Raw genomic sequence first — 20,887 nt, 5'->3', positions numbered from 1 at the left:
GAGGGAGCGACCGCAACGACCGCGGAGGAGCGCCCCACCACGGACCGGATCGTGTTCGGCGTCACTGCCGTGCTCACTCTGGCCTTCGTGGTCTGGGGCGCCACCGCCACGGACAACCTCGAGAGCGTCTCCAACTCGCTTCTCGGCGGCCTGATGCACAACGGCGGCTGGGCGTTCGTGCTCACCGCGACCGGCTTCGTGGTCTTCGCCTTGTGGCTCGCCATGAGCCGCTACGGGAAGATCCCGCTCGGCAAGGAGGGCGAGGAGCCGGAGTTCCGCACGGTCTCCTGGATCGCCATGATGTTCAGTGCGGGCATGGGCATCGGGCTCATGTTCTACGGAGTGAGCGAGCCGCTCGCGCACTTCACGCAGCCGCCGCCGGGCACCGACCCGGCCGACTCCGCCGAGGCCATGGAGACAGCCATGGCCACCACGCTGTTCCACTGGACCCTGCACCCGTGGGCGATCTACGCGGTGGTCGGACTCGCCATCGCCTACAGCACGTTCCGGCGCCGCAGGCGGCAGACCATCTCCTCGGTCTTCGTCCCGCTCATCGGCGAGAAGCACGCGCACGGCGCCTGGGGCCGCGTGATCGACATCCTCGCGATCTTCGCGACGCTGTTCGGCTCGGCCGCCTCCCTCGGACTCGGCGCCCTGCAGATCGGGGCCGGGTTCAAGGCGGCCGACTGGATGGACGACGTCAGCACCGGGCTGCTCGTCTCGATCATCGCGGTGCTGACCGTCGCGTTCGTCTTCTCCGCCGTCTCCGGTGTGGAGAAGGGCGTCCAGTGGCTGTCGAACATCAACATGGTGCTCGCGCTGCTCCTGGTGGTCTTCGTGTTCATCGCAGGCCCGACGATCATGAACCTGGACCTGCTGCCGACCTCACTCGGCGCGTACATGGACAACTTCCCGCAGCTCATCGGCCGCACCGAGGCGTCCAGCGGCAAGGGCGTCGCCGACTGGCTGAGCAGCTGGACGGTCTTCTACTGGGCCTGGTGGATCTCCTGGTCGCCGTTCGTCGGCATGTTCATCGCGCGTATCAGCAAGGGCCGGACGATCCGTCAGTTCGTCGGTGGCGTCATCCTCGTGCCCTCGACCGTCAGCCTGATCTGGTTCGCGGTCTTCGGCGGTTCCGCGATCAGCCTCAAGGAGGGTGGCGCGCTCAAGGGCGCCGACACCCAGGAGGCCCAGCTCTTCGGTGTGCTGCAGGAGTACCCGATCGCCTCCGTGACGAGCCTGCTCGTGATGATTCTCGTCGGCATCTTCTTCGTGTCCGGCGCGGACGCGGCGTCGATCGTCATGGGCACCTTGTCGCAGAAGGGCGCGCTGGAGCCCGGCAAGTTCGTCGTCATCTTCTGGGGCGTCGTGACCGGTGCGGTCGGCGCGATCATGCTGATGATCGGCAACGGTTCCGGGGACGCGCTCACCGGTCTGCAGAACCTGACGATCCTGGTGGCGGCCCCCTTCGTCCTGGTCATGATCGGCATGTGCGTCTCGCTCCTGCGCGACCTGCGCCAGGACCCGCTCATGGTCCGCGGCGAGATGGGCATCGAGGTCGTCGAGCAGGCAGTCGTCGCAGGACACGAGAAGTACGGCGGCGAGTTCGAGATCCGCATCGGCCCCGGCAGCAGCCTGGAGACCGAGGGCGACCCGATCGGAAAGCACCACGAGGACTGAGACACGGGTGCGTACGGGTGGGGGCGTGGTCCAACACGGACCACGCCCCCACCCGTTCGTCCGTTACCGGTTCATCCGGTCTCGGCCAGTTCGGCCGCTTCCTCGGCGCAGCCCCATGCCACGGTGACTCCTGCGCCGCCGTGGCCGTAGTTGTGTATCAGCGTCCGGCCGGCGCCCCTGTCCTCGCGCTCGATGCGTACCGCCGGGCGGGACGGGCGCAGGCCCACGCGGTGGTCGAGGATCCGCGCGCCCGCGATCTCGGGGCGCACCGCGGCGCAGCGCTTCACGATCTCCTCGGCGGTGGCCGGGTCCGGCTCGAGGGACCACGCGTCGTCCTCGGCGGTGCCGCCAAGCAGCAGGCGCCCCGGCTGCGGCAGGAAGTACGTCGTCCCGTCGGAGGCGGGGTCGACGCTGGTGAACCACGTGTCGACGCCCGGGTTCTCCACGATCACCAACTGCCCGCGCACCGGCCGCACGGAGTCGTCCGGCACCAGTTCGCGGGCCGCGAGCCCGGTGCAGTTCACGACGGTCGGCGCGGCGTCGAACGCCTCGTCGAGGGAGGCCACCGTGCGCGCCTCGACGTTGACGCCGGCTTCCGCCAACTGACCTCGCAGCCACGCCAGATGGACCGGCATGTCGATCACCGGCAGCCGCGCCGCGAGGCCCTGCGGACTGTCGTACAGGCCCGCCACCTCCGCGGCCCACGCGCCGAGACCGTCAAGACGCGAGTCCCCGTGCACGCCGTCGACCAGCCGCACCCCGGTCTCCTCCGGACGCGCCGCCCACTCCTCGTACCGCCTCAGCGAGCGCAGCGACCACGCGCCCACCTTGGCTACCGGATCGATCCGGTACGGCCACCACAGCCCGCCCGCGACCGCCGATGTCGTCCGCTCGGCGACGTCCCGCGACCACACGCGCACCGGGCGCCCGCGCCGCGCGAGTTCCAGGGCGGTGGTCATGCCGATGACCCCGCCGCCGACCACGATCACTTCACTGCCGCTGTCCCTGATCATTCATGGACGCTAACGGAAGCAGGCGGAATACGTCATACCGCGCTCACGTCGGGTACAGGTGGGAATACTCGCCCCATGGGTGCAGACGACTGCGCGACCTTCGGCCTGGCACCGGCGATGCGCGCCGGGGGAGTCCTCGCGGACGGGGACTACCAGGTCCACCGGGACTTCGTGGACTTCATCGTCGACGGCCGCCCGCTGCTCTTCCAGCTCGCCGACCTGGACGCCGTGTCCCCGCTCGCCGCCGACATCCCGCCCGCGATCTTCGCGCACCACGTGAAGCGGCTGCTCCTGGAGGCGGAGGCGCCGCTGCCCGGCGGACGCTGCGTGATCTACGGGTGCCCGGAGTGCGAGGGCATCGAGTGCGGCGCGGTGACGGCGGTGATCGAGCGGGACGGGGCGGATGGTTCGGATTACGTGTGGCGAGACTTCGCCTGGCAGACCGACGAGCGGGTCGACATGGAGCTGAACGGCTACCACGGCATCGGCCCGTTCCGCTTCCGCGCCACCGAGTACCGGGCGGCGCTCGGGCAGTTGCTGGACGGGGCGGGCGCGCCGGGGCCCCGCCGCAGGGTCCTGCTGATCGGGGCCCGCGTCGCCGTCCTCGCCCGGCTCGCGGCGGCGCTGCGGACCATCGGCGTCGGCGCGGACATCACGCAGGACGCGTCCGGCGTACCACCCGAGGAGCTGCGTACGTACGGGGTGGTGGCCTTCGGCCGGGCAGTGGAGGAGGAGCAACGGGCGGCGGTACGGCGGGAGTTCGAGCGGGCCGGGTCGGACGTCGCGTACGTCGACGGGCTCGCGCCGATCATCCCCCTCCTGGTCGCCCAGATCGAAAGCGCCCTGGACCGCGTCCCGTTGGAGCGGCGCCGTCTGACTCGGCTGGTCGCCGCCGACGGCGAGGCGGGCGTGGAGGTCACCTCCACGTGCCACGTCCGCATCACGGCCTACCGCCTCGACCGCTTCCACCGCGCACACACGCACGACGTCTTCGACGCGGTCCTGGAACCGGGCCGCCACCGCATCTCCCTCGACAACCGGGCGACGCGCGGCCAGTCCTTCCTGGTGGCCCGCACGACGGGGAGCGTACTGGTGACGCGCATGGAACGCTGAGGGTGCGGCCCCTTCGGCTCCGGTGACGTGGCCCGGTGACCTGGCCTCGTGGCCTGGCCCGGTGGCCCGGCCCGGTGGCCCGGTCTCGTGGCTCGGCCCCGTGACCTGGCCCGGTGGCCCGGTCTCGTGGCTCGGCCCCGTGACCTGGCCCGGTGACCCGGTCTCGTGGCTCGGCCCCGTGGTCCGGTCGACGCCGACCGGTCACGTTCCCCCGCCCATCTCCCACCCACCCGCCCCCTCCGGGGGCGTCGGCCTGACGGGGCGCGGCCCCCGGTGGCCCGCCGTGACGGCCGACCGCCGCCCCGCCTTGGGTAATCCGCCGCGGCAACGGCTCCCCACCGGCCACGGTCGACCGCCACCTCGCCGTGGGCGATCTACCGCGGCAACGGCTCCCCACCCGCGACTGCCGACCGCCGCCCGCCGTGGGCAATCTGCCGCCTTGGGCGGCAGGGTGGGCAAGGCGGCGCCCGGTGCCGCGTACCGCAGACGTCGGCCTCCGCCCCGGTGCAGCCGAGCACCCCCCCCGTCGCAGCCCAACGGAAACGTCAGGTGCCCCCCGGTACAGCAGCCCGCCCCGTCGCCGCACAACGAAACCGGGAGGCCCCGGCCCGGCCACCCGCCGCCGCGCAACCCCACCCCGACTAGGATCACCCACCTGATGACTGCAACGCTCGTAGCCAAGAACCTCGCCGCGGGACACGGTGACCGCACCCTCTTCTCCGGTCTCGACCTCGTCGTCGCCCCCGGCGACGTGATCGGACTCGTCGGCGCCAACGGAGCCGGAAAGTCCACCCTCCTGCGCCTCCTCGCCGGCCTCACCACCCCCGAGGAGGGAGACGCCCGGCTCTCCCCGCCGACCGCCACCGTCGGCCACCTCCCGCAGGAGCCCGACCGCCGCCCCGGCGAGACGATCCGCGAGTTCCTGGCCCGCCGCACCGGCGTGACCGAGGCGCAGCGCACCATGGACGAGGCCACGCAGGGCCTCGTCGACGGCACACCCGGCGCCGACGACGCGTACGCCACGAGCCTGGAGCGCTGGCTGAACCTGGGCGGCGCCGACCTCGACGAGCGCGCCGAGGAGGTCGCGGAACAGCTCGGCCTGGACGTCGGCCTCGACCAGGCGATGACGTCCCTCTCCGGCGGCCAGGCGGCCCGCGCGGGACTCGCCTCCCTCCTCCTCTCCCGCTACGACGTCTTCCTCCTCGACGAGCCGACCAACGACCTCGACCTGGACGGCCTGGACCGCCTGGAGACGTTCGTACGCGGCCTGCGCGCCGGCACCGTCGTCGTCAGCCACGACCGCGAGTTCCTCACCCGCACGGTCACCAAGGTCCTCGAACTCGACCTCGCCCAGCAGGAGATCAACCTCTACGGAGGCGGTTACGCCGCCTACCTGGAGGAGCGCGAGGTCGCGCGCCGCCACGCGCGCGAGGAGTACGAGGAGTACGCGGACAAGAAGTCGGCCCTGGAAGGCCGCGCCCAGATGCAGCGCACCTGGATGGACAAGGGCGTCAAGAACGCGCGGCGCAAGGCCACCGACAGCGACAAGCTGGGCCGCAAGTTCCGCAGCGAGGCGAGCGAGAAGCAGGCCGCGAAGGCCCGGCAGACGCAGAAGATGATCGAGCGCCTCGACGTCGTGGACGAGCCCCGCAAGGAGTGGGAGCTGCACATGGAGATCGCGGCGGCCCCCCGCTCGGGCGCGGTCGTGGCGTCACTGCGCGATGCCCAACTGCGCCGCGGCGAATTCGAGTTCGGGCCCGTGACACTTCAGGTCGACTGGGCGGACCGCATCGCCATCACCGGCGCGAACGGCTCCGGCAAGTCGACCCTGCTCGCCGCGCTCCTCGGCCGCCTTCCGGTCGACTCGGGCCACGCGACGCTCGGTTCGGGCGTCGTGGTCGGCGAGGTCGACCAGGCCCGAGCGCTCTTCCACGGCCCGGAGACCCTGCTCGACGCGTTCGGTGCGGCGGTCCCCGACACCGAACCGGCCGAAGTCCGCACGCTGCTCGCCAAGTTCGGCCTGAAGGCGGGCCATGTGCTGCGCCCCGCGGCCACCCTCTCCCCGGGCGAACGCACCCGCGTGGCCCTCGCCCTCCTCCAGGGCCGGGGCGTCAACCTCCTGGTCCTGGACGAGCCGACGAACCACCTCGACCTCCCGGCGATCGAGCAACTGGAGTCGGCCCTGTCGACCTACGAGGGCACCCTCCTCCTGGTCACACACGACCGCCGGATGCTGGACGCGGTCCACACGACGCGCCGCATCGAGGTGACCTCCGGCAAGGTGACAGAGGCATGAGGGACGCGGGGAACTGTGCGCTCAGCCACGGCAGGTGCACAGTTCCCCGCTGACATCACTCCGGAGGGCTACGTCAGCCCCGCCTTCCGCAACGCATCGGCCATGGCCGAGTTCGACGGCGCAGGCGCCGGCCGCCCCTTGCCGCCGCCACCGCCGGAGCCGCCACGCCCGCCCTGCTGCGTCTGGCGGTTCTTCTGCTGCGGCGGGCGCCGGTCGCCACCACGCCCACCACGCCCGCCCCGGTCACCGCCGGAGGCCTGGGCCTTCTCGTCGTCGAGCCGCAGCGTCAGCGAGATCCGCTTGCGCGGCACGTCGACCTCGAGGACCTTCACCTTGACGATGTCGCCGGGCTTCACGACGTCCCGCGGGTCCTTGACGAACGTACGGGAGAGCGCCGAGACGTGCGCGAGCCCGTCCTGGTGCACGCCGACGTCGATGAACGCCCCGAAGGCGGCCACGTTGGTGACCACGCCCTCCAGGATCATCCCCGCCTCCAGGTCGCCGATCTTCTCGACGCCCTCCTTGAAGGTGGCCGTCTTGAAGGCGGGTCGCGGGTCGCGCCCCGGCTTCTCCAGTTCCTTCAGGATGTCGCTGACGGTCGGCAGACCGAACGTGTCGTCCACGTAGTCGGCCGGCTTGAGCGAGCGCAGCGCCCCCGCGTCACCCACGAGCGAGGCGACCTCGCCGCCCGTCGACTTCGCCATCCGGCGCACCACCGGATACGCCTCCGGGTGCACGGAGGACGCGTCCAGCGGGTCGTCGCCGCCGAGGATCCGCAGGAAGCCCGCGCACTGCTCGTACGCCTTCGGGCCGAGGCGCGCCACGTCCTTGAGGCCCTTGCGGTTGGTGAACGGACCGTTGGAGTCGCGGTGCGTCACGATGTTCTCCGCGAGACCGGCACCGATGCCGGACACGCGCGCGAGGAGCGGCGCGGAGGCGGTGTTCACGTCCACCCCGACACCGTTCACACAGTCCTCGACGACCGCGTCGAGCGAACGGGACAGCTTCACTTCGCTCAGGTCGTGCTGGTACTGGCCGACGCCGATCGACTTAGGGTCGATCTTCACGAGTTCGGCGAGCGGGTCCTGCAACCGCCGCGCGATGGAGACGGCGCCGCGCAACGACACGTCCATGTCGGGCAGCTCCTGCGAGGCGAAGGCGGAGGCGGAGTACACGGAGGCGCCCGCCTCGCTCACCATCACCTTGGTGAGCTTCAACTCCGGGTGCTTGGCGATGAGTTCACCGGCGAGCTTGTCGGTCTCGCGGGACGCCGTGCCGTTGCCGATCGCGATCAGGTCGACCGCGTGCTCCTTGGAGAGCTTCGCCAGCTTGGCGATCGCCTCGTCCCAGCGGTTGGCCGGGACGTGCGGGTGGATGACGTCCGTGGCGACGACCTTGCCCGTGGCGTCGACGATCGCGACCTTCACGCCCGTACGGAAACCGGGGTCGAGCCCCAGCGTCGCGCGCGTGCCCGCGGGTGCGGCGAGCAGCAGGTCGCGCAGGTTCGACGCGAACACCTTGACCGCGTCGTCCTCGGCGGACGTGCGCAGCCGGGTGCGCAGGTCGAGGCCGAGGTGCACCAGGATGCGCGTGCGCCAGGCCCAGCGGACGGTGTCCTGGAGCCACTTGTCGCCCGGACGCCCCTGGTTGGTGACCCCGAAGCGGCCGGCGATGATCGGCTCGTACGAGGACGACGACGAGGACGACGACGAGGCCGTCGCGGCCGAGGCGTCGGCGTCCGCGGCCGGCTCCTCCGGCTCCAGGACGAGCTCCAGCACGTCCTCCTTCTCGCCACGCAGCATCGCGAGGACGCGGTGCGAGGGCAGCTCGGTGAAGGGCTCAGCGAAGTCGAAGTAGTCGGCGAACTTGGCGCCCGCCTCCTCCTTGCCGGACTTCACCTTCGCCGCGAGCCGGCCGCGCCCCCACATGCGCTCACGCAACTCGCCGATCAGGTCGGCGTCCTCGCCGAAGCGCTCGGTGAGGATCGCGCGGGCCCCGTCGAGCGCGGCCTGCGCGTCGGCGACGCCCTTCTCGACGTCCACGAACGCGGCAGCGGCGGCCTGCGGCTCCACCGACGGGTCGCCGAGCAGCCCCTCCGCCAGCGGCTCGAGCCCCGCCTCACGCGCGATCTGTGCCTTCGTGCGGCGCTTGGGCTTGAAGGGCAGGTAGATGTCCTCCAGGCGCGCCTTGGTGTCGGCGGCGCGGATCTGCGCCTCCAGCTCCGCGGTCAGCTTGCCCTGCTCGCGCACCGAGTCGAGGACGGCGGTGCGCCGCTCCTCCAGCTCGCGCAGATACCGCAGCCGCTCTTCAAGGGTGCGCAGCTGGGCATCGTCGAGGGACTCCGTCGCCTCCTTGCGGTAGCGGGCGATGAAGGGAACGGTGGAGCCGCCGTCGAGCATCTCGACCGCGGACTTCACCTGCCGTTCCCGTACGCCTAGTTCCTCGGCAATCCTGCTCTCGATGGATCCGAACCCGGATCCAGCAGTGGTGCCAACTGTGGGTGTCGCCACGATCCCGTACCGCCTATGTCGACTGAGGTTGCGCGGCAATTGTGGCAGGTGGCACCGACACTCGGGGATCAGGGAGGTCAGACACGGTGCGTGCGACCGGACCGGGAAGCCCCGCCGAACAGCCGGGCGAGCGCCCGGAACGGCAAGGTCACGACGGTGGCGATGGCACCGGCGATCTGACGCAGAATGTCGGCGATGGCGCGAAACATACAGGTTCCCCTCTCGTGTGTCCCGGCCGCATCAGCGGCCGGAACACACGAGTACCGCACACCGCCGCATTTAAGCCCCTGCGGCGATTGAGCCGAACTCAAGCCCCTGCGGCGATTGAGCAGCGGGGTCCGGGGCAGAGCCCCGAGGCGGTGCCGCCGAGCGACCCCGCAGCCACCGGTGGACCGTTACGCCGCCTTGCCGATCAGGTCCGCCGGGAACGCACCGTTACCCAACGCCGCACCGACGAACTTCGTCGCCAGCTCGGTGAGCCTGGCCACACCCGCCTCGCCAAGGTGCTCGTAGGGCGCACGGTCGAGCGCATCGGTCCGGTGCTCGATCTCGGCCCGCAGCGTGACGCCCTGCTCGGTGAGCGTCAACTCCTCGTCCCCGGTGAGCAGTCCACGCGCGCGAAGCCGCTCGGCCGCCGCGTCGTACTCGGACCTGTCCCAGCCGCGGGTGGCGAGCAGCCACTTCGGGGCCATGCCCTTGCCGGTCGCGACGTGGCTCACTAGCGCCTCGACCGGGTCGAGTTCGGCGCCGATCAGCGCCGCGATGTGCCCGTCGCCGCGGTGCTCGCGCAGCAGCGTCGTGGCGTGCCAGTACGCCATGTGCGGCGCCTGCGGCACGTCCAGGTCGGCGTGGGCGGCGTACAGGGGGCGGGCGTGCCGGGTACACGCTTCCGTGGCGCGCAGGGCGAGTTCGGCGGCCTCGGTCATCTCCTGGGAGGCGAGCGCCTCCTCGCCGAGCAGGCGGCGCAGCGTCGAGTCGACGGCACGCGCGCGTGCCGCGAGCACCGCCTGCGGGGACGCGGCCTCCCACACCGCCGGCACGTGCTTGGCCACCAGCTCGTGCTTGAAGTTGTAGAACGTGGCGGTCACGGTCCCGGCCCCGACGGCCCCCATGGGCGCGGAGCGCGCCGCGAGGTAGGCGGCTCGGGAGTCGCCCACACCGATGGCGGCCAGCTCCTTGCCGAGGTCGGGCGAGAAGTAGTGCGTCGAGTGGAACGGGTTGAGCACGTTGTGGCAGTGGCGGGCGGCGCGCAGGCGGGGGTCCGAAGTCATACGGCCACGTTACCGACCAGTCGGTACGCATGGCAGTACCGGGCGCCCGGCCATGGCAGGAAAGGTGGGGAATTCGTCATTGCGGTCACGTGGTGGCGCCCGAAGAATGGGCCCCATGCCGCCGCGAACCGTCCTGGTCCTGCTCTTCGACGACGTGCAGAGCCTCGACGTCACGGGGCCCGTGGAGGTCTTCGCCGGCGCGGGCGACGCCTACCGGGTGCGCACCGCATCGCCCGACGGCGCCCCGGTCCGCACGTCGAGCGGCCTGACCCTGACACCGGACCACGCCCTCGCCGACGCGCCGCCCGCGGACACACTCCTGGTCCCCGGCGGCGACGGCACCCGCGACCCGGACGCGCGCGTGGTCGCGTGGCTGGGCGAGCGCGCCCCGCACACCCGCCGCACCGTCTCGGTGTGCACCGGCGCGTTCCTGCTGGCGCGGGCCGGGCTCCTGGACGGCCGCAGGGCCACCACGCACTGGGCGTACTGCGACACCCTCGCCCGCCAGTACCCCGAGGTGGCCGTGGACCCCGACCCCGTCTACGTACGCGACGGCGGGGTGGCGACGTCGGCGGGTGTGACCGCGGGCATCGACCTCGCGCTCGCCCTGGTCGAGGAGGACCACGGCAGGGATATGGCGCTGCGGATCGCCCGCGCCCTCGTCGTGTTCCTCCGACGCCCGGGAAACCAGGCCCAGTTCAGCACGCAGCTCGCCGCCCAGACGGCCACCAGGGAACCGCTCGGTGAGGTGCAGCGGTGGATCGCCGAGCACCCCGGGGCCGACCTCTGCGTCGAGGCGCTCGCGGCCCGCGCCCGGCTCTCCCCGCGCCACTTCGCCCGCGCCTTCCGTACGGAGACGGGCCTGACCCCCGGCCGGTACGTCGAGCGCGTCCGTGTGGAGCACGCCCGCCGCCTCCTGGAGGACACGAAGGGCGGCGTCGAGGAGATCTCCCGGTCGAGCGGCTACGGCACCCCGGAGGCGATGCGCCGCGCCTTCCTCAAGACCCTCGGCACCTCACCGGCCGAGTACCGGCGCCGGTTCCACGCGCCACTGGGCTGAACACCGCCCGCCCGGCACGGCAGACCCGTCCGACACGTCAGAAAGGCATGCCATGCAGATCGCCATCGCCCTCTACGAGCGGTTCACCGCCCTCGACGCCATCGGCCCCTACCAGACCCTCGGCGGCATCCCGACGCCGACGTCGTCTTCGTGGCGGAGCGGACCGGGCCGGTGCGGGACGACACGGGGCGGCTCGCGCTCGTCGCGGACAAGACCTTCGCCGAGGTGGGCGCCCCGGACGTGGTCGTCGTGCCCGGCGGTCCCGAAAAGAGCGACCAGACGGAGAACGGGCCGCTCCTGGAATGGCTGTGCGCCGTCGACGCCACCAGCACCTGGACGACGTCCGTGTGCACGGGCTCCCTCGCGCTCGCCGCCGCGGGCCTGCTCAAGGGCCGCGAGGCCACCTCGCACTGGCTCGCCCTCGAGGAACTGGACCGGCTCGGCTCCCGGTCGACCGGGCGGCGCGTGGTCTTCGACGGCAAGTACGTCACCGCGGCAGGCGTCTCGTCCGGCATCGACATGGGCCTCGCCCTCGCGGGCCGGATCGCGGGGGACGAGACCGCCCAGGCCATCCAACTGATGACCGAGTACGACCCGCAGCCGCCCTACGACGCCGGTTCCCCGGACAAGGCGCCCGCGCACATCGTGGCGATGTTCCGCCCGGCCGGCTGAGCCTCAGGCCCCCACGGACCACTCGAACCGCGGCGCGCGCCGCTCCAGGAACGCGGCGACACCCTCCGCGGTCTCGCCCCCGGCGCGCGCCTGCTCGGCCCAGTGCGCGTCCCGGTCCGTGCGGCCGCTCACGAACTCCTTCGCCGCGGCCTGCGTCAGCTGCGAGCGGGCGGCGAGGGTGCGGGTGAACTCGGCGACCCGCTCGGCCAGTTCGGCCGCGGGCAGCACCTCGTCGACGAGCCCGGTGCGCAGCGCCCGTTCGGTACCGATCAACTCGCCCGAGAACAGCAGGTACTTGGCGCTCGCCGGGCCCACGAGCGCGGCGAGGCGGCGCGTGGAGGAGGCCGGGTAGACGATCCCGAGCTTGGCCGGGGTCACCCCGAACCGCGCGCCGTCGGCGGCGAAACGCAGATCGCAGGCCGCCGCCAACTGGCTGCCGCCGCCCACGCAGAACCCGCGCACCACGGCGAGCGTCGGCTTCGGAAAGGCGGCGAGCGCGTCCTCCGCCGCGACCGCGAGCCCCTGCGCCGCCCCCTCGCCGAGAGTCGATATGTCGGCCCCGGCGCAGAACGTGTCCCCGGCCCCGGTGAGCACGAGTACCCGCACGCCCGGATCGGCCGCGAGCCGTTCGAGCAGCGGAGGCAGGGACGCCCACATGGCGTCGGTCATGGCGTTGCGCTTGGCCGGATGCTCGATCACGACGGTCGCGACGCCCTCGGCGACGGAGTGTGTGAGCTGCGGCGGTGACACAGAAGACATGGGCGGGATGCTAGCCGGGGCGATCGCCGGGTCGGCGTGTCGGGCAGCTCGTAGAACAAGCTTAAGAAGGTGTAAGTCGGACGTAATCGCGTCAGGAGCGAGCGGCTTTCTGGCTTGTGCGGCCGTCAACGATCAAATGCCGTCGATACTCGCTGACTTCTGGTCAGTTCCGCGGCCCGGAGCAGGTGATTCCCAACACTCGAAGAGTGGTGACAATCGAGCGCAAGGGCGGCGACCTGACAATGAGCGACCACGGGTGGGGATCCCATCCACGTCCTCAGGGCAGCGGGGGAGCGCCCCCTGATCGTCCCGCGGACGGGCCGCTCCCGTACGAGGGAGTGTGGCGGTTCACGACGCAGGCGGTCGACGCCTCCGTGCCGCAGGCCCGGCGCGCGGTGCGGGAGTTGCTCACCCGGCAGGGCGTGCCCGCCCCTGACGACCTGGTGCACGGGCTGCTCGTGATCGTCTCCGAACTCGTCACGAACGCGGTGAAGCACGCCGCCGTGGTCTCGCCGATGCTCGCCGTGGAGGTCGCAGTGGGGCCCGAGTGGGTGCGGGTGTCCGTGGAGGACGAACACCCCTACAAACCCACGGCTCTCGAGGCCACCAGCGGTCAGACCGGCGGCCGCGGCCTGCTGCTCGTCCGCGAGATCACCGCCGAGGCGGGCGGCGTCTGCGATGTCGCGAGCACCGCGAGCGGGGGCAAGGTGATCTGGGCCGCCCTGCCCCTCAAGCCCGAGACGGCTACCAGCCCGCCGACTGGCCTGTCAGCTCTCTGACCGCGGGCCGCGCCGCGTCGAGGACCGTCATGAACCACGCCGAGAACGGGTCCTTGGCGTGCCGCTCGGCCAGCTCGTCGGCCGTCACGAACGCCGTCGCCCCGACCTCCTCGGGGTCGGGGTTCATCGACGCCTGCACGAGGCCCACGAAGAGGTGGTTGTACTCCTGCTCCACCAGGCCCGACTCCGGGTCCGGGTGGTTGTAGCGCACCGTGCCGGCCTCGGCCATCAGGGACGGCGAGACGCCGAGCTCCTCGAAGGTGCGGCGCGCGGCCGCCGCGAACGGGGCCTCGCCGGGGTACGGGTGGCCGCAGCAGGTGTTCGACCAGACTCCGGGGGAGTGGTACTTGCCGAGCGCCCGCTGCTGCAGCAGCAGCCGGCCATGCTCGTCGAAGAGGAACACCGAGAACGCTCTGTGCAGCTGCCCGGGCGGCTGATGCGCCGCGAGCTTCTCCGCCGTGCCGATCGTCCTGCCGTCCTCGTCGACGAGTTCCAGCAAGATCGCTTCCGCTGTGCCGTTCGACGAGCTGTTCGTCGTGGGGGCAGGTGAGATCGGCATACCTATCCTTCGTTTCGGTCCTCGAACCAAGTCTGCCGTACGGGACCGACAATCCCCGTGCTGTCGGTGTCCCGCAAGTCCCGCTCGGCCGCGTGGCCGGGCGGGACCACCGTAGGCGCCGTTCAGACGCCGAACGCGGCCGGGTAGGTGATCGTGCCCCGCGGCAGCCGCCCGGAATCGTCCCCTTCATCCAGAACGTTCATCCAGAACGGGCGCCATCGTGTGAGCGAAGGGGCTCGCTCAGTGGCACAGCCGCGCCTCGTGCTCGGCGTGTCCGGTGGGCTCCAGCTGGAACGTGCAGTGCTCCACGTCGAAGTGGTCGCCGAGGCAGCCCTGCAGTTCGTGGAGCATCTTCTCGTGGCCGATCGAGCCGAGCATCTCCGTGCTGACGACCACGTGCGCCGAGAGCACCGGCATCCCCGAGGTGATCGTCCACGCGTGCAGGTCGTGCACGTCCTCGACGCCGGACAGCGCCAGTATGTGGGCCCTGACCTCCGCCATGTCGACGCCCTTGGGGGCCGATTCGAGCAGTACGTTCAGCGTCTCGCGCAGCAGCTTCACCGTACGCGGAACGATCATGAGGCCGATGACGAGCGAGGCGATCGGGTCGGCGGGCTGCCAGCCCGTGGTCAGGATGATCGCGGCGGAGATCAGCACCGCGAGCGAACCGAGCGCGTCGGCGGCCACCTCCAGGAAGGCGCCGCGCACGTTCAGGCTCTCCTGCTGGCCCTTCACCAGGAGGGACAGCGAAATCATGTTCGCGACCAGGCCGATCAGGCCGAAGACGATGGTCTGCCCGCCCGCCGTCTCGGCCGGCTCCACGAACCGCTGGACCGCCTCGTACAGGACGTAGCCGCCGACGCCGAGCAGCAGCAGGCAGTTGGCGAGCGCGGCGAGGATCTCGGCGCGCGCGTAGCCGAAGGTGCGCTGGTCGCTCGCGGGGCGGTTGGCGAAGTGGATCGCGATCAGGGCCATCGCCAGGCCGAGCGCGTCCGTCGCCATGTGGGCCGCGTCGGCGATCAGGGCGAGCGAGTCGGCGACGACGCCGCCGATGATCTCCACCACCATCACGGCCAGCGTGATCGACAGCGCGACCCGCAGCCGCCCGCGGTGCGCGGCGGCGGCCGTCCCGGTCGTCGGTCCGTGGCTGTGCCCGTGGTCGTGATCGTGCCCGAGGCCCATCGAACCCCCCCTACGTATCGATCCGGCGCGTTGCCCTGGTCGGGGGCGACGATCACAGTGAACTACGGGTAGGGGGTATCCGCAAACATGGCGCTGAACACCGTTGTCATGTGCCCTGACCTGCGTAAACGATGTGACGCGTGTACGCAGGTCAGGACGCCGCAGTGATCACTTACCGGCCGCCTCCGGGTGCCGCAGACACCAGCCGGCCCAGGCCGACCCGACCATCTCGCGCACATCGCGCCGCGCGCTCCAGCCGAGCTCCTTCTCGGCGAGCGCGGAGGAGCCGACCGCGCGCGGGGCGTCGCCCGGACGGCGCGGTTCGACGATCGCGGGGGTGCGGTTCCCGGACACCTCCGCGATCACGTCGATCAGCTCCCGCACGGAAGCGCCCTGCCCCGTGCCGATGTTGAGCGTCAGATCGCCGCCCGCGTCGGGTTCGGACAGCCGGCGGGCCGCCGCCAGGTGCGCCTCGGCGAGGTCGGCGACGTGAATGTAGTCACGTACGCAGGTGCCGTCCTCGGTCGGGTAGTCGTCGCCGAAGATCCGCGGGGCCTCGCCGCGCGTCAGGCGGTCGAAGACCATCGGGATCACGTTGTAGACGCCGATGTCCGCGAGCTCCGGCGCCGCCGCGCCCGCCACGTTGAAGTAGCGCAGGCAGGTCGTCGCCATGCCGTGCGCGTGCCCGGCCGCCCGCACCAGCCACTCGCCCGCGAGCTTCGTCTCGCCGTACGGGTTCACGGGCGCGGTGGCCGTGGACTCGGTGATGAGGCCCACATCCGGATTGCCGTAGACGGCCGCCGAAGAGGAGAACACGAAGCGGCGCACCCCGGCCGCCGCGACCGTCTCCAGGAGCGCGGCGAGCCCGCCCACGTTGTCCCGGTAGTACAGCTCCGGCTTCTCCACGGACTCGCCGACCTGCTTGTGCGCGGCGAGATGGACGACGCCCGTCACCTCGTGCTCCGCGCACACCCGGGCCACCAACTCGCCGTCCAGCGCCGAGCCGCGCACCAGCGGGATCGCCTCGGGAAGCCGCGAGGGCACCCCCGAGGTCACGTTGTCGAGGACGACGACCCGCTCGCCCGCCTCCGTCATAGCCCGCGCCACATGGGCGCCGATGTATCCGGCTCCGCCGGTGATCAGCCACGTCATGGCGCACCACCCTATGACCGATCCGAGCTCGTCCCGGTTTGTCGATACCGGCTACCCCCGGTTACGGACCCGGGCCGACCCTGGTTTGTGGCCCGAGTACTTGATCGTCAATGATGAGCGCGCGGTCGGCCAGGTCATGTCGCACACGACAGCCCCTCGCGGACCGCATGAGACAGGGGCCAATCGGTCGGTAAACGGGCAGCGAACGCCTGGTTGCGCCATCCGATAGCCTCTGCCGACATGCCGCCCGGCCGCGCCCCAGGGACTGCGCCGGGTGACCCGCCTGCGTCGCGACGTCTGGCACGCGCGCTCGCTGTGTTGCCGAAAGGCCCGAGTAGCTCCGCTACTAGGACCTTCCGGCGCCTTGCGATCGCACGCACCAGACGCCGCGACGCCCGCCCTCCGGGCGGACGACGGGCCACCCGGCGCAGCCCCTGGGCGCCGGGCGCCCCACCATGCATGAGCCCGGCGCGCTCTCGCGTCGGCACCCAAGGAGTGAGTTCGTCTGTCGACCGCCATCGTCACCGGATCGCCGGTTCCCGGATCGTCCCTGGAGGGAGATCTGCGGGGGCTGGGCTTCGACGTGCGGTTCGCCCCGGACCCCGCGGCCGCCGAAGAGGCGCTCGCGGCCGTCCCCGGCGAGCAGCGGGTCGCGGTCGTCGACGCGGGCTTCGTGGGCCATGTCCACGCCCTGCGCCTCGGCCTGACCGACCCGCGCTTCCCCGCGTCGGCGATCCCCGGCGCGCTCACCGCGCAGCCCGCCGCCCGCCAGGCGCTGACCCGCGCGGTCGCGCGGACCGGCGTCGACCCGGACGTCGTGGCCAAGAGCCTGGAGGCGGACGGCACAGACGTGCACCGCGCCGAGCTCGGTGAGCTCGTCGCCGCGGTGCCCGCCGACCCGCAGGCCCGCAACGAGGCGCGGCAGGCCCTCGCCTCCGTCGACGACGAGGCGATCCGGCTGCGCACGGCGGTCAAGGCGCGCGACGGCTTCTTCACCACCTACTGCATCAGCCCGTACTCCCGGTACATCGCGCGCTGGTGCGCACGCCGGGGCCTGACCCCGAACCAGGTCACCACCGCGTCGCTGCTCGTCGCGGTGATCGCGGCCGCCTGCGCGGCCACCGGAACCCGCGGCGGCTTCGTCGCGGCGGGCGTCCTGCTGCTCGCCTCCTTCGTCCTGGACTGCACCGACGGGCAGCTCGCGCGCTACTCGCTGCAGTACTCGACGATGGGCGCCTGGCTGGACGCGACGTTCGACCGGGCCAAGGAGTACGCCTACTACGCGGGCCTCGCGCTCGGTGCCGCCAACGCGAGCGGTGACGATGTCTGGGCGCTCGCGCTCGGCGCCATGGTCCTTCAGACCGGGCGGCACGTCATCGACTTCTCGTTCAACGAGGCGAACCACGATGCCGAAGCCAACACCAGCCCCACCGCGTCCCTTTCCGGCAAGCTCGACTCCGTCGGCTGGACCGTCTGGGCCCGCCGCATGGTCGTGCTGCCGATCGGTGAACGCTGGGCGCTGATCGCGCTGTTCACCGCGCTGACCACACCGCGCATCACCTTCTACATGTTGCTCATCGGCTGCGCCCTCGCCGCCTGCTACACCACCGCGGGCCGCGTCCTGCGCTCGCTGACCCGCAGGGCACGCCGTACCGACCGTGCCGCACAGGCGCTGCGCGACCTCGCCGACTCCGGCCCGATCGCCGAGCTGGTCGGCAGGACCCTCAAGGCGAAGGCGGCCCCGGTCGTCGCCGCCGTAGGGGCCGTCGCCGTCGTCGCCGTGAGCGGACTCACGGACTTCGGCAGCGTCTGGCCGATCGTCGCCGCGGCCGTGTACTGCATCACGTCGGGCCTCGCGGTCGCCCGCCCCCTCAAGGGCGCCCTCGACTGGCTCGTGCCGCCGATCTTCCGGGCCGCCGAGTACCTCACGATCCTCGTCCTCGCCGCCCGCGCGGACGTACAGGGCGCCCTGCCCGCGGCTTTCGGCCTCGTGGCGGCGGTCGCCTACCATCACTACGACACGGTGTACCGCATTCGCGGCGACGCCGGGGCGCCCCCGCACTGGCTGGTGCGGGCGATCGGCGGGCACGAAGGCCGGACACTGGTGGTCACGGTCCTCGCCGCGCTGTTCACCCCCACAGATTTCACCGTCGCGCTCACGGCGCTCGCCGTGGTCGTGGCACTCGTGGTGCTCGCTGAGAGCATCCGCTTCTGGGTCGCTTCCGCTCAGCGCGGAGCACCCGCCGTACACGATGAAGGAGAACCCGCATGATCGGCCTCGTCCTGGCCGCCGGCGCCGGCAGCCGGCTCCGTCCCTACACCGAGACGCTTCCCAAGGCGCTCGTGCCCGTCGTGGGCGAGGGGACCGACAACGAGCTCTCCGTACTCGACCTCACGCTGAAGAACTTCGCGGAGATCGGTCTCACCGAGGTCGGCATCATCGTCGGCTACCGCAAGGAGGTCGTCTACGAGCGCCAGGCCGCGCTCGAGGCGAAGTACGGCCTGAAGCTCACGCTCATCGAGAACGACGTGGCCGAGAAGTGGAACAACGCCTACTCCCTGTGGTGCGGCCGTGACGCCATGAAGCACACGGTGATCCTCGCCAACGGCGACACCGTGCACCCGGTCTCCGTCGAGAAGACGCTGCTCGCCGCCCGCGGCGACGGCAAGAAGATCATCCTCGCGCTCGACACGGTCAAGGACCTGGGCGACGAGGAGATGAAGGTCGTCGTGGACCCCGACAAGGGCGTCCAGAAGATCACGAAGCTGATGGACCCCTCCGAGGCCACCGGCGAGTACATCGGCGTCACCCTCATCGAGGGCGAGGCCGCCGACGAGCTGGCCGACGCCCTGAAGGCCACGTACGAGCGTGACCCGCAGCTGTACTACGAGGACGGCTACCAGGAGCTCGTGAACCGCGGCTTCAAGATCGACGTCGCGCCCATCGGCGACGTCCCGTGGGTCGAGATCGACAACCACGAGGACCTGGCCAAGGGGCGGGAGATCGCGTGCCAGTACTGACGAGACTCATTCCCTCGCCGGTCGTCGTCGACATTCGGTCCGGGGCGCTCGACGACCTGGCCAAGGTCCTCGCCGACCAGAGGATCTCGTCGTCCACGGGGCGCCTGGCCATCGCGATCAGCGGTGGTTCGGGCGCCGCCCTGCGGGCCCGCCTCGAGCCCTCGCTGCCCCGCGCCGAGTGGTTCGAGGTCGGCGGCGGCACCATCGACGACGCGATCAAGCTCGCCGACGACGTCAAGAAGGCCGGGCGCTACGACGCCCTGGTCGGCCTCGGCGGCGGCAAGATCATCGACTGTGCCAAGTTCGCGGCCTCGCGCGTCGGCGTGCCGCTGGTCGCCGTCGCGACGAACCTGTCGCACGACGGCCTGTGCTCGCCCGTCGCGACCCTCGACAACGACGCGGGCCGCGGCTCGTACGGTGTGCCGAACCCGATCGGCGTCGTCATCGACCTCGACGTGATCCGCGAGGCCCCGGTGCGTTTCGTGCGCTCCGGCATCGGTGACGCCCTCTCCAACATCTCCGCCGTCGCGGACTGGGAGCTGGGCGCCCGTGAGCGGGGCGAGGACATCGACGGCCTGGCCGCCGCCATGGCCCGGCAGGCGGGCGAGGCGGTCCTGCGGCACCCCGGCGGCGTCGGCGACGACGCCTTCCTCCAGGTGCTCGCCGAGGGCCTGGTCCTCACCGGCATCGCCATGTCGGTCTCGGGCGACTCGCGGCCGGCCTCGGGGGCCTGCCACGAGATCAACCACGCCTTCGACCTCCTCTACCCCAAGCGCGCCGCCAGCCACGGCGAGCAGTGCGGCCTGGGCGCGGCGTTCGCGATGCACCTGCGCGGTGCCCACGAGCAGTCCGTGTACATGGTCGAGGTGCTGCGCCGGCACGGGCTGCCGGTGACGCCCGAGGAGATCGGCTTCACCGTGGACGAGTTCGTGAAGGTCGTGGAGTTCGCTCCGCAGACCCGTCCGGGCCGCTTCACGATCCTCGAGCACCTCGACCTCTCCACCGATCAGATCAGGGACGCCTACGCCGACTATGCAAAAGCCATCGGTAGCTGAACTCCGCCCGGTAGTTCACCCCGTAGGGGTGAAGGACCGCAGGAGCGGTGAGCACTGGATGGGCCGGCTCTACATGCGCGAGCTCTCGCTGCGTGTCGACCGCCACCTGGTGAACACCAAGGTCTCGCCCAACCAGCTGACCTACCTGATGACCGTCTGCGGCGTCCTCGCGGCTCCCGCGCTCCTGGTGCCCGGCATCTGGGGCGCGGTCCTCGGCGTCGTCGCGGTGCAGCTGTACCTGCTGCTCGACTGCGTCGACGGCGAGATCGCGCGCTGGCGCAAGCAGTACTCGCTCACCGGGGTCTGGATGGACCGCGTCGGCGCGTACCTCACCGACGCCGCCGTCCTGGTCGGCTTCGGGCTGCGCGCGGCCGACGTGTTCGGCTCCGGGCGGATCGACTGGCTGTGGGCGTTCCTCGGCACGCTCGCCGCGCTCGGCGCCATCCTGATCAAGGCCGAGACGGACCTCGTGGGCCTGGCCCGCGCGGCCGGCGGCAAGGAGCAGGTCAAGGAGTCCGCGTCCGAGATGCGCTCCTCCGGCATGGCCCTGGCCCGCAAGGCCGCGGCCGCGCTGCAGTTCCACCGGCTCATCCTGGGCATCGAGGCGACGCTCCTCATCCTGATCCTCGCGATCGTGGACCAGGTCCGGGGCGACATGTTCTTCACGCGCCTGGGTGTGGCCGTCCTGGCGGGCATCGCCGTCCTCCAGACCCTGCTCCACCTCGTGTCCATCCTCGCTTCGAGCAGGCTCAAGTGAGCGGCGGC

At 71.6% G+C, this 20,887-nt stretch carries 17 protein-coding genes and 1 pseudogene; 10 read left to right on the top strand and 8 right to left on the bottom strand.

Annotation, left to right across the window (positions count from 1 at the left end; all coding sequences use genetic code 11):
- Nucleotides 1–51: 51 nt before the first annotated feature.
- Nucleotides 52–1,680, top strand: a complete 1,629-nt coding sequence (locus tag ABT004_RS12545; protein ID WP_351334826.1) for a BCCT family transporter — start codon at nt 52–54, stop codon at nt 1,678–1,680.
- Between the two features lie 71 nt (nt 1,681–1,751).
- Here ABT004_RS12545 and ABT004_RS12540 read toward each other — a convergent pair whose 3' ends face one another.
- Entirely contained in the window at nt 1,752–2,693 is a 942-nt protein-coding gene (locus tag ABT004_RS12540) for an FAD-dependent oxidoreductase (protein ID WP_351334824.1), read from the bottom strand.
- Nucleotides 2,694–2,768: 75 nt separating this feature from the next.
- Here ABT004_RS12540 and ABT004_RS12535 point away from each other — a divergent pair, with 75 nt between their 5' ends.
- Together ABT004_RS12535 and ABT004_RS12530 are read left to right on the top strand one after the other, a co-directional pair.
- Nucleotides 2,769–3,806, top strand: a complete 1,038-nt coding sequence (locus tag ABT004_RS12535; protein ID WP_351334821.1) for an oxidoreductase — start codon at nt 2,769–2,771, stop codon at nt 3,804–3,806.
- Between the two features lie 658 nt (nt 3,807–4,464).
- Nucleotides 4,465–6,102 (top strand): ABC-F family ATP-binding cassette domain-containing protein, encoded by a 1,638-nt coding sequence (locus ABT004_RS12530; RefSeq protein WP_351334819.1) that lies wholly within the window; start codon nt 4,465–4,467, stop codon nt 6,100–6,102.
- Nucleotides 6,103–6,170: 68 nt separating this feature from the next.
- On the opposite strand, the gene ABT004_RS12525 is transcribed toward ABT004_RS12530, so the two are convergent.
- The 3 genes from ABT004_RS12525 to ABT004_RS12515 form a co-directional block, all read right to left on the bottom strand.
- A complete protein-coding gene (locus ABT004_RS12525) occupies nt 6,171–8,612 on the bottom strand; it encodes a Tex family protein (protein WP_351334816.1) in 2,442 nt (813 codons plus the stop codon).
- Between the two features lie 77 nt (nt 8,613–8,689).
- The gene (locus ABT004_RS12520; RefSeq protein ID WP_351334814.1) at nt 8,690–8,821 is read right to left on the bottom strand and encodes an LPFR motif small protein; all 132 of its coding nucleotides are present in this window, start codon (nt 8,819–8,821) and stop codon (nt 8,690–8,692) included.
- Between the two features lie 186 nt (nt 8,822–9,007).
- The gene (locus ABT004_RS12515) at nt 9,008–9,883 is read right to left on the bottom strand and encodes an SCO6745 family protein (RefSeq protein ID WP_351334811.1); all 876 of its coding nucleotides are present in this window, start codon (nt 9,881–9,883) and stop codon (nt 9,008–9,010) included.
- 115 nt (nt 9,884–9,998) lie between these two features.
- On the opposite strand from ABT004_RS12515, the gene ABT004_RS12510 reads away from it, so the two are divergent.
- The gene (locus ABT004_RS12510) at nt 9,999–10,943 is read left to right on the top strand and encodes a GlxA family transcriptional regulator (RefSeq protein WP_351334808.1); all 945 of its coding nucleotides are present in this window, start codon (nt 9,999–10,001) and stop codon (nt 10,941–10,943) included.
- A 52-nt stretch (nt 10,944–10,995) separates the two neighbouring features.
- Nucleotides 10,996–11,615: pseudogene (locus tag ABT004_RS12505) on the top strand (DJ-1/PfpI family protein).
- A gap of 3 nt (nt 11,616–11,618) precedes the next feature.
- Here the strand turns inward: ABT004_RS12505 and ABT004_RS12500 are convergent.
- Nucleotides 11,619–12,374 (bottom strand): enoyl-CoA hydratase/isomerase family protein, encoded by a 756-nt coding sequence (locus ABT004_RS12500; protein ID WP_351334806.1) that lies wholly within the window; start codon nt 12,372–12,374, stop codon nt 11,619–11,621.
- A 242-nt stretch (nt 12,375–12,616) separates the two neighbouring features.
- On the opposite strand from ABT004_RS12500, the gene ABT004_RS12495 reads away from it, so the two are divergent.
- On the top strand, nt 12,617–13,153 hold the full coding sequence (locus ABT004_RS12495; RefSeq protein ID WP_351334874.1) for an ATP-binding protein: 537 nt from the start codon (nt 12,617–12,619) through the stop codon (nt 13,151–13,153).
- On the opposite strand, the gene idi is transcribed toward ABT004_RS12495, so the two are convergent.
- The 3 genes from idi to galE all read right to left on the bottom strand — a co-directional run bounded on the left by idi (nt 13,119) and on the right by galE (nt 16,046).
- Nucleotides 13,119–13,712, bottom strand: a complete 594-nt coding sequence (gene idi, locus ABT004_RS12490) for an isopentenyl-diphosphate Delta-isomerase (protein ID WP_351334804.1) — start codon at nt 13,710–13,712, stop codon at nt 13,119–13,121. The genes ABT004_RS12495 and idi overlap by 35 nt on opposite strands.
- Nucleotides 13,713–13,952: 240 nt before the next feature.
- Nucleotides 13,953–14,894 carry a cation diffusion facilitator family transporter gene (locus ABT004_RS12485; protein WP_351334801.1) on the bottom strand — a complete coding sequence of 314 codons (942 nt, stop codon included), beginning with the start codon at nt 14,892–14,894 and terminating at the stop codon, nt 13,953–13,955.
- 168 nt (nt 14,895–15,062) lie between these two features.
- Nucleotides 15,063–16,046, bottom strand: a complete 984-nt coding sequence (gene galE / locus ABT004_RS12480; protein WP_351334798.1) for a UDP-glucose 4-epimerase GalE — start codon at nt 16,044–16,046, stop codon at nt 15,063–15,065.
- A 505-nt stretch (nt 16,047–16,551) separates the two neighbouring features.
- On the opposite strand from galE, the gene ABT004_RS12475 reads away from it, so the two are divergent.
- Genes ABT004_RS12475 through ABT004_RS12460 form a run of 4 tightly spaced genes read left to right on the top strand, consistent with a single transcriptional unit; the run spans nt 16,552 to nt 20,879 of the window.
- The gene (locus tag ABT004_RS12475; RefSeq protein WP_351334871.1) at nt 16,552–18,318 is read left to right on the top strand and encodes a DUF5941 domain-containing protein; all 1,767 of its coding nucleotides are present in this window, start codon (nt 16,552–16,554) and stop codon (nt 18,316–18,318) included.
- Nucleotides 18,315–19,067 carry a phosphocholine cytidylyltransferase family protein gene (locus ABT004_RS12470; protein WP_351334796.1) on the top strand — a complete coding sequence of 251 codons (753 nt, stop codon included), beginning with the start codon at nt 18,315–18,317 and terminating at the stop codon, nt 19,065–19,067. The genes ABT004_RS12475 and ABT004_RS12470 overlap by 4 nt, the downstream gene beginning before the upstream one ends.
- A complete protein-coding gene (locus ABT004_RS12465; protein ID WP_351334794.1) occupies nt 19,055–20,122 on the top strand; it encodes an iron-containing alcohol dehydrogenase family protein in 1,068 nt (355 codons plus the stop codon). The genes ABT004_RS12470 and ABT004_RS12465 overlap by 13 nt, the downstream gene beginning before the upstream one ends.
- Nucleotides 20,100–20,879, top strand: coding sequence for a CDP-alcohol phosphatidyltransferase family protein (locus ABT004_RS12460; protein ID WP_351334792.1), 780 nt, complete (start codon nt 20,100–20,102; stop codon nt 20,877–20,879). The genes ABT004_RS12465 and ABT004_RS12460 overlap by 23 nt, the downstream gene beginning before the upstream one ends.
- The last annotated feature ends 8 nt before the right edge of the window (nt 20,880–20,887 follow it).

Source organism: Streptomyces sp. NPDC002790 (genome assembly GCF_040295505.1).
Taxonomy (GTDB): domain Bacteria; phylum Actinomycetota; class Actinomycetes; order Streptomycetales; family Streptomycetaceae; genus Streptomyces.
The sequence above is the reverse complement of the archived record's forward strand: the minus strand, read 5'-3'. Positions and strand labels throughout refer to the sequence as shown.

Bases quoted from the DNA above. Each gene is read 5' to 3' on its own strand.
- ABT004_RS12500 (WP_351334806.1), bottom strand. From the start codon at position 12,374: ATGTCTTCTGTGTCACCGCCGCAGCTCACACACTCCGTCGCCGAGGGC.
- ABT004_RS12510 (WP_351334808.1), top strand. From the start codon at position 9,999: ATGCCGCCGCGAACCGTCCTGGTCCTGCTCTTCGACGACGTGCAGAGC.
- ABT004_RS12520 (WP_351334814.1), bottom strand. From the start codon at position 8,821: ATGTTTCGCGCCATCGCCGACATTCTGCGTCAGATCGCCGGTGCCATC.
- ABT004_RS12515 (WP_351334811.1), bottom strand. From the start codon at position 9,883: ATGACTTCGGACCCCCGCCTGCGCGCCGCCCGCCACTGCCACAACGTG.
- ABT004_RS12495 (WP_351334874.1), top strand. From the start codon at position 12,617: ATGAGCGACCACGGGTGGGGATCCCATCCACGTCCTCAGGGCAGCGGG.
- ABT004_RS12460 (WP_351334792.1), top strand. From the start codon at position 20,100: ATGCAAAAGCCATCGGTAGCTGAACTCCGCCCGGTAGTTCACCCCGTA.
- ABT004_RS12535 (WP_351334821.1), top strand. From the start codon at position 2,769: ATGGGTGCAGACGACTGCGCGACCTTCGGCCTGGCACCGGCGATGCGC.
- idi (WP_351334804.1), bottom strand. From the start codon at position 13,712: ATGCCGATCTCACCTGCCCCCACGACGAACAGCTCGTCGAACGGCACA.
- ABT004_RS12540 (WP_351334824.1), bottom strand. From the start codon at position 2,693: ATGATCAGGGACAGCGGCAGTGAAGTGATCGTGGTCGGCGGCGGGGTC.
- ABT004_RS12530 (WP_351334819.1), top strand. From the start codon at position 4,465: ATGACTGCAACGCTCGTAGCCAAGAACCTCGCCGCGGGACACGGTGAC.
- ABT004_RS12485 (WP_351334801.1), bottom strand. From the start codon at position 14,894: ATGGGCCTCGGGCACGATCACGACCACGGGCACAGCCACGGACCGACG.
- ABT004_RS12470 (WP_351334796.1), top strand. From the start codon at position 18,315: ATGATCGGCCTCGTCCTGGCCGCCGGCGCCGGCAGCCGGCTCCGTCCC.
- galE (WP_351334798.1), bottom strand. From the start codon at position 16,046: ATGACGTGGCTGATCACCGGCGGAGCCGGATACATCGGCGCCCATGTG.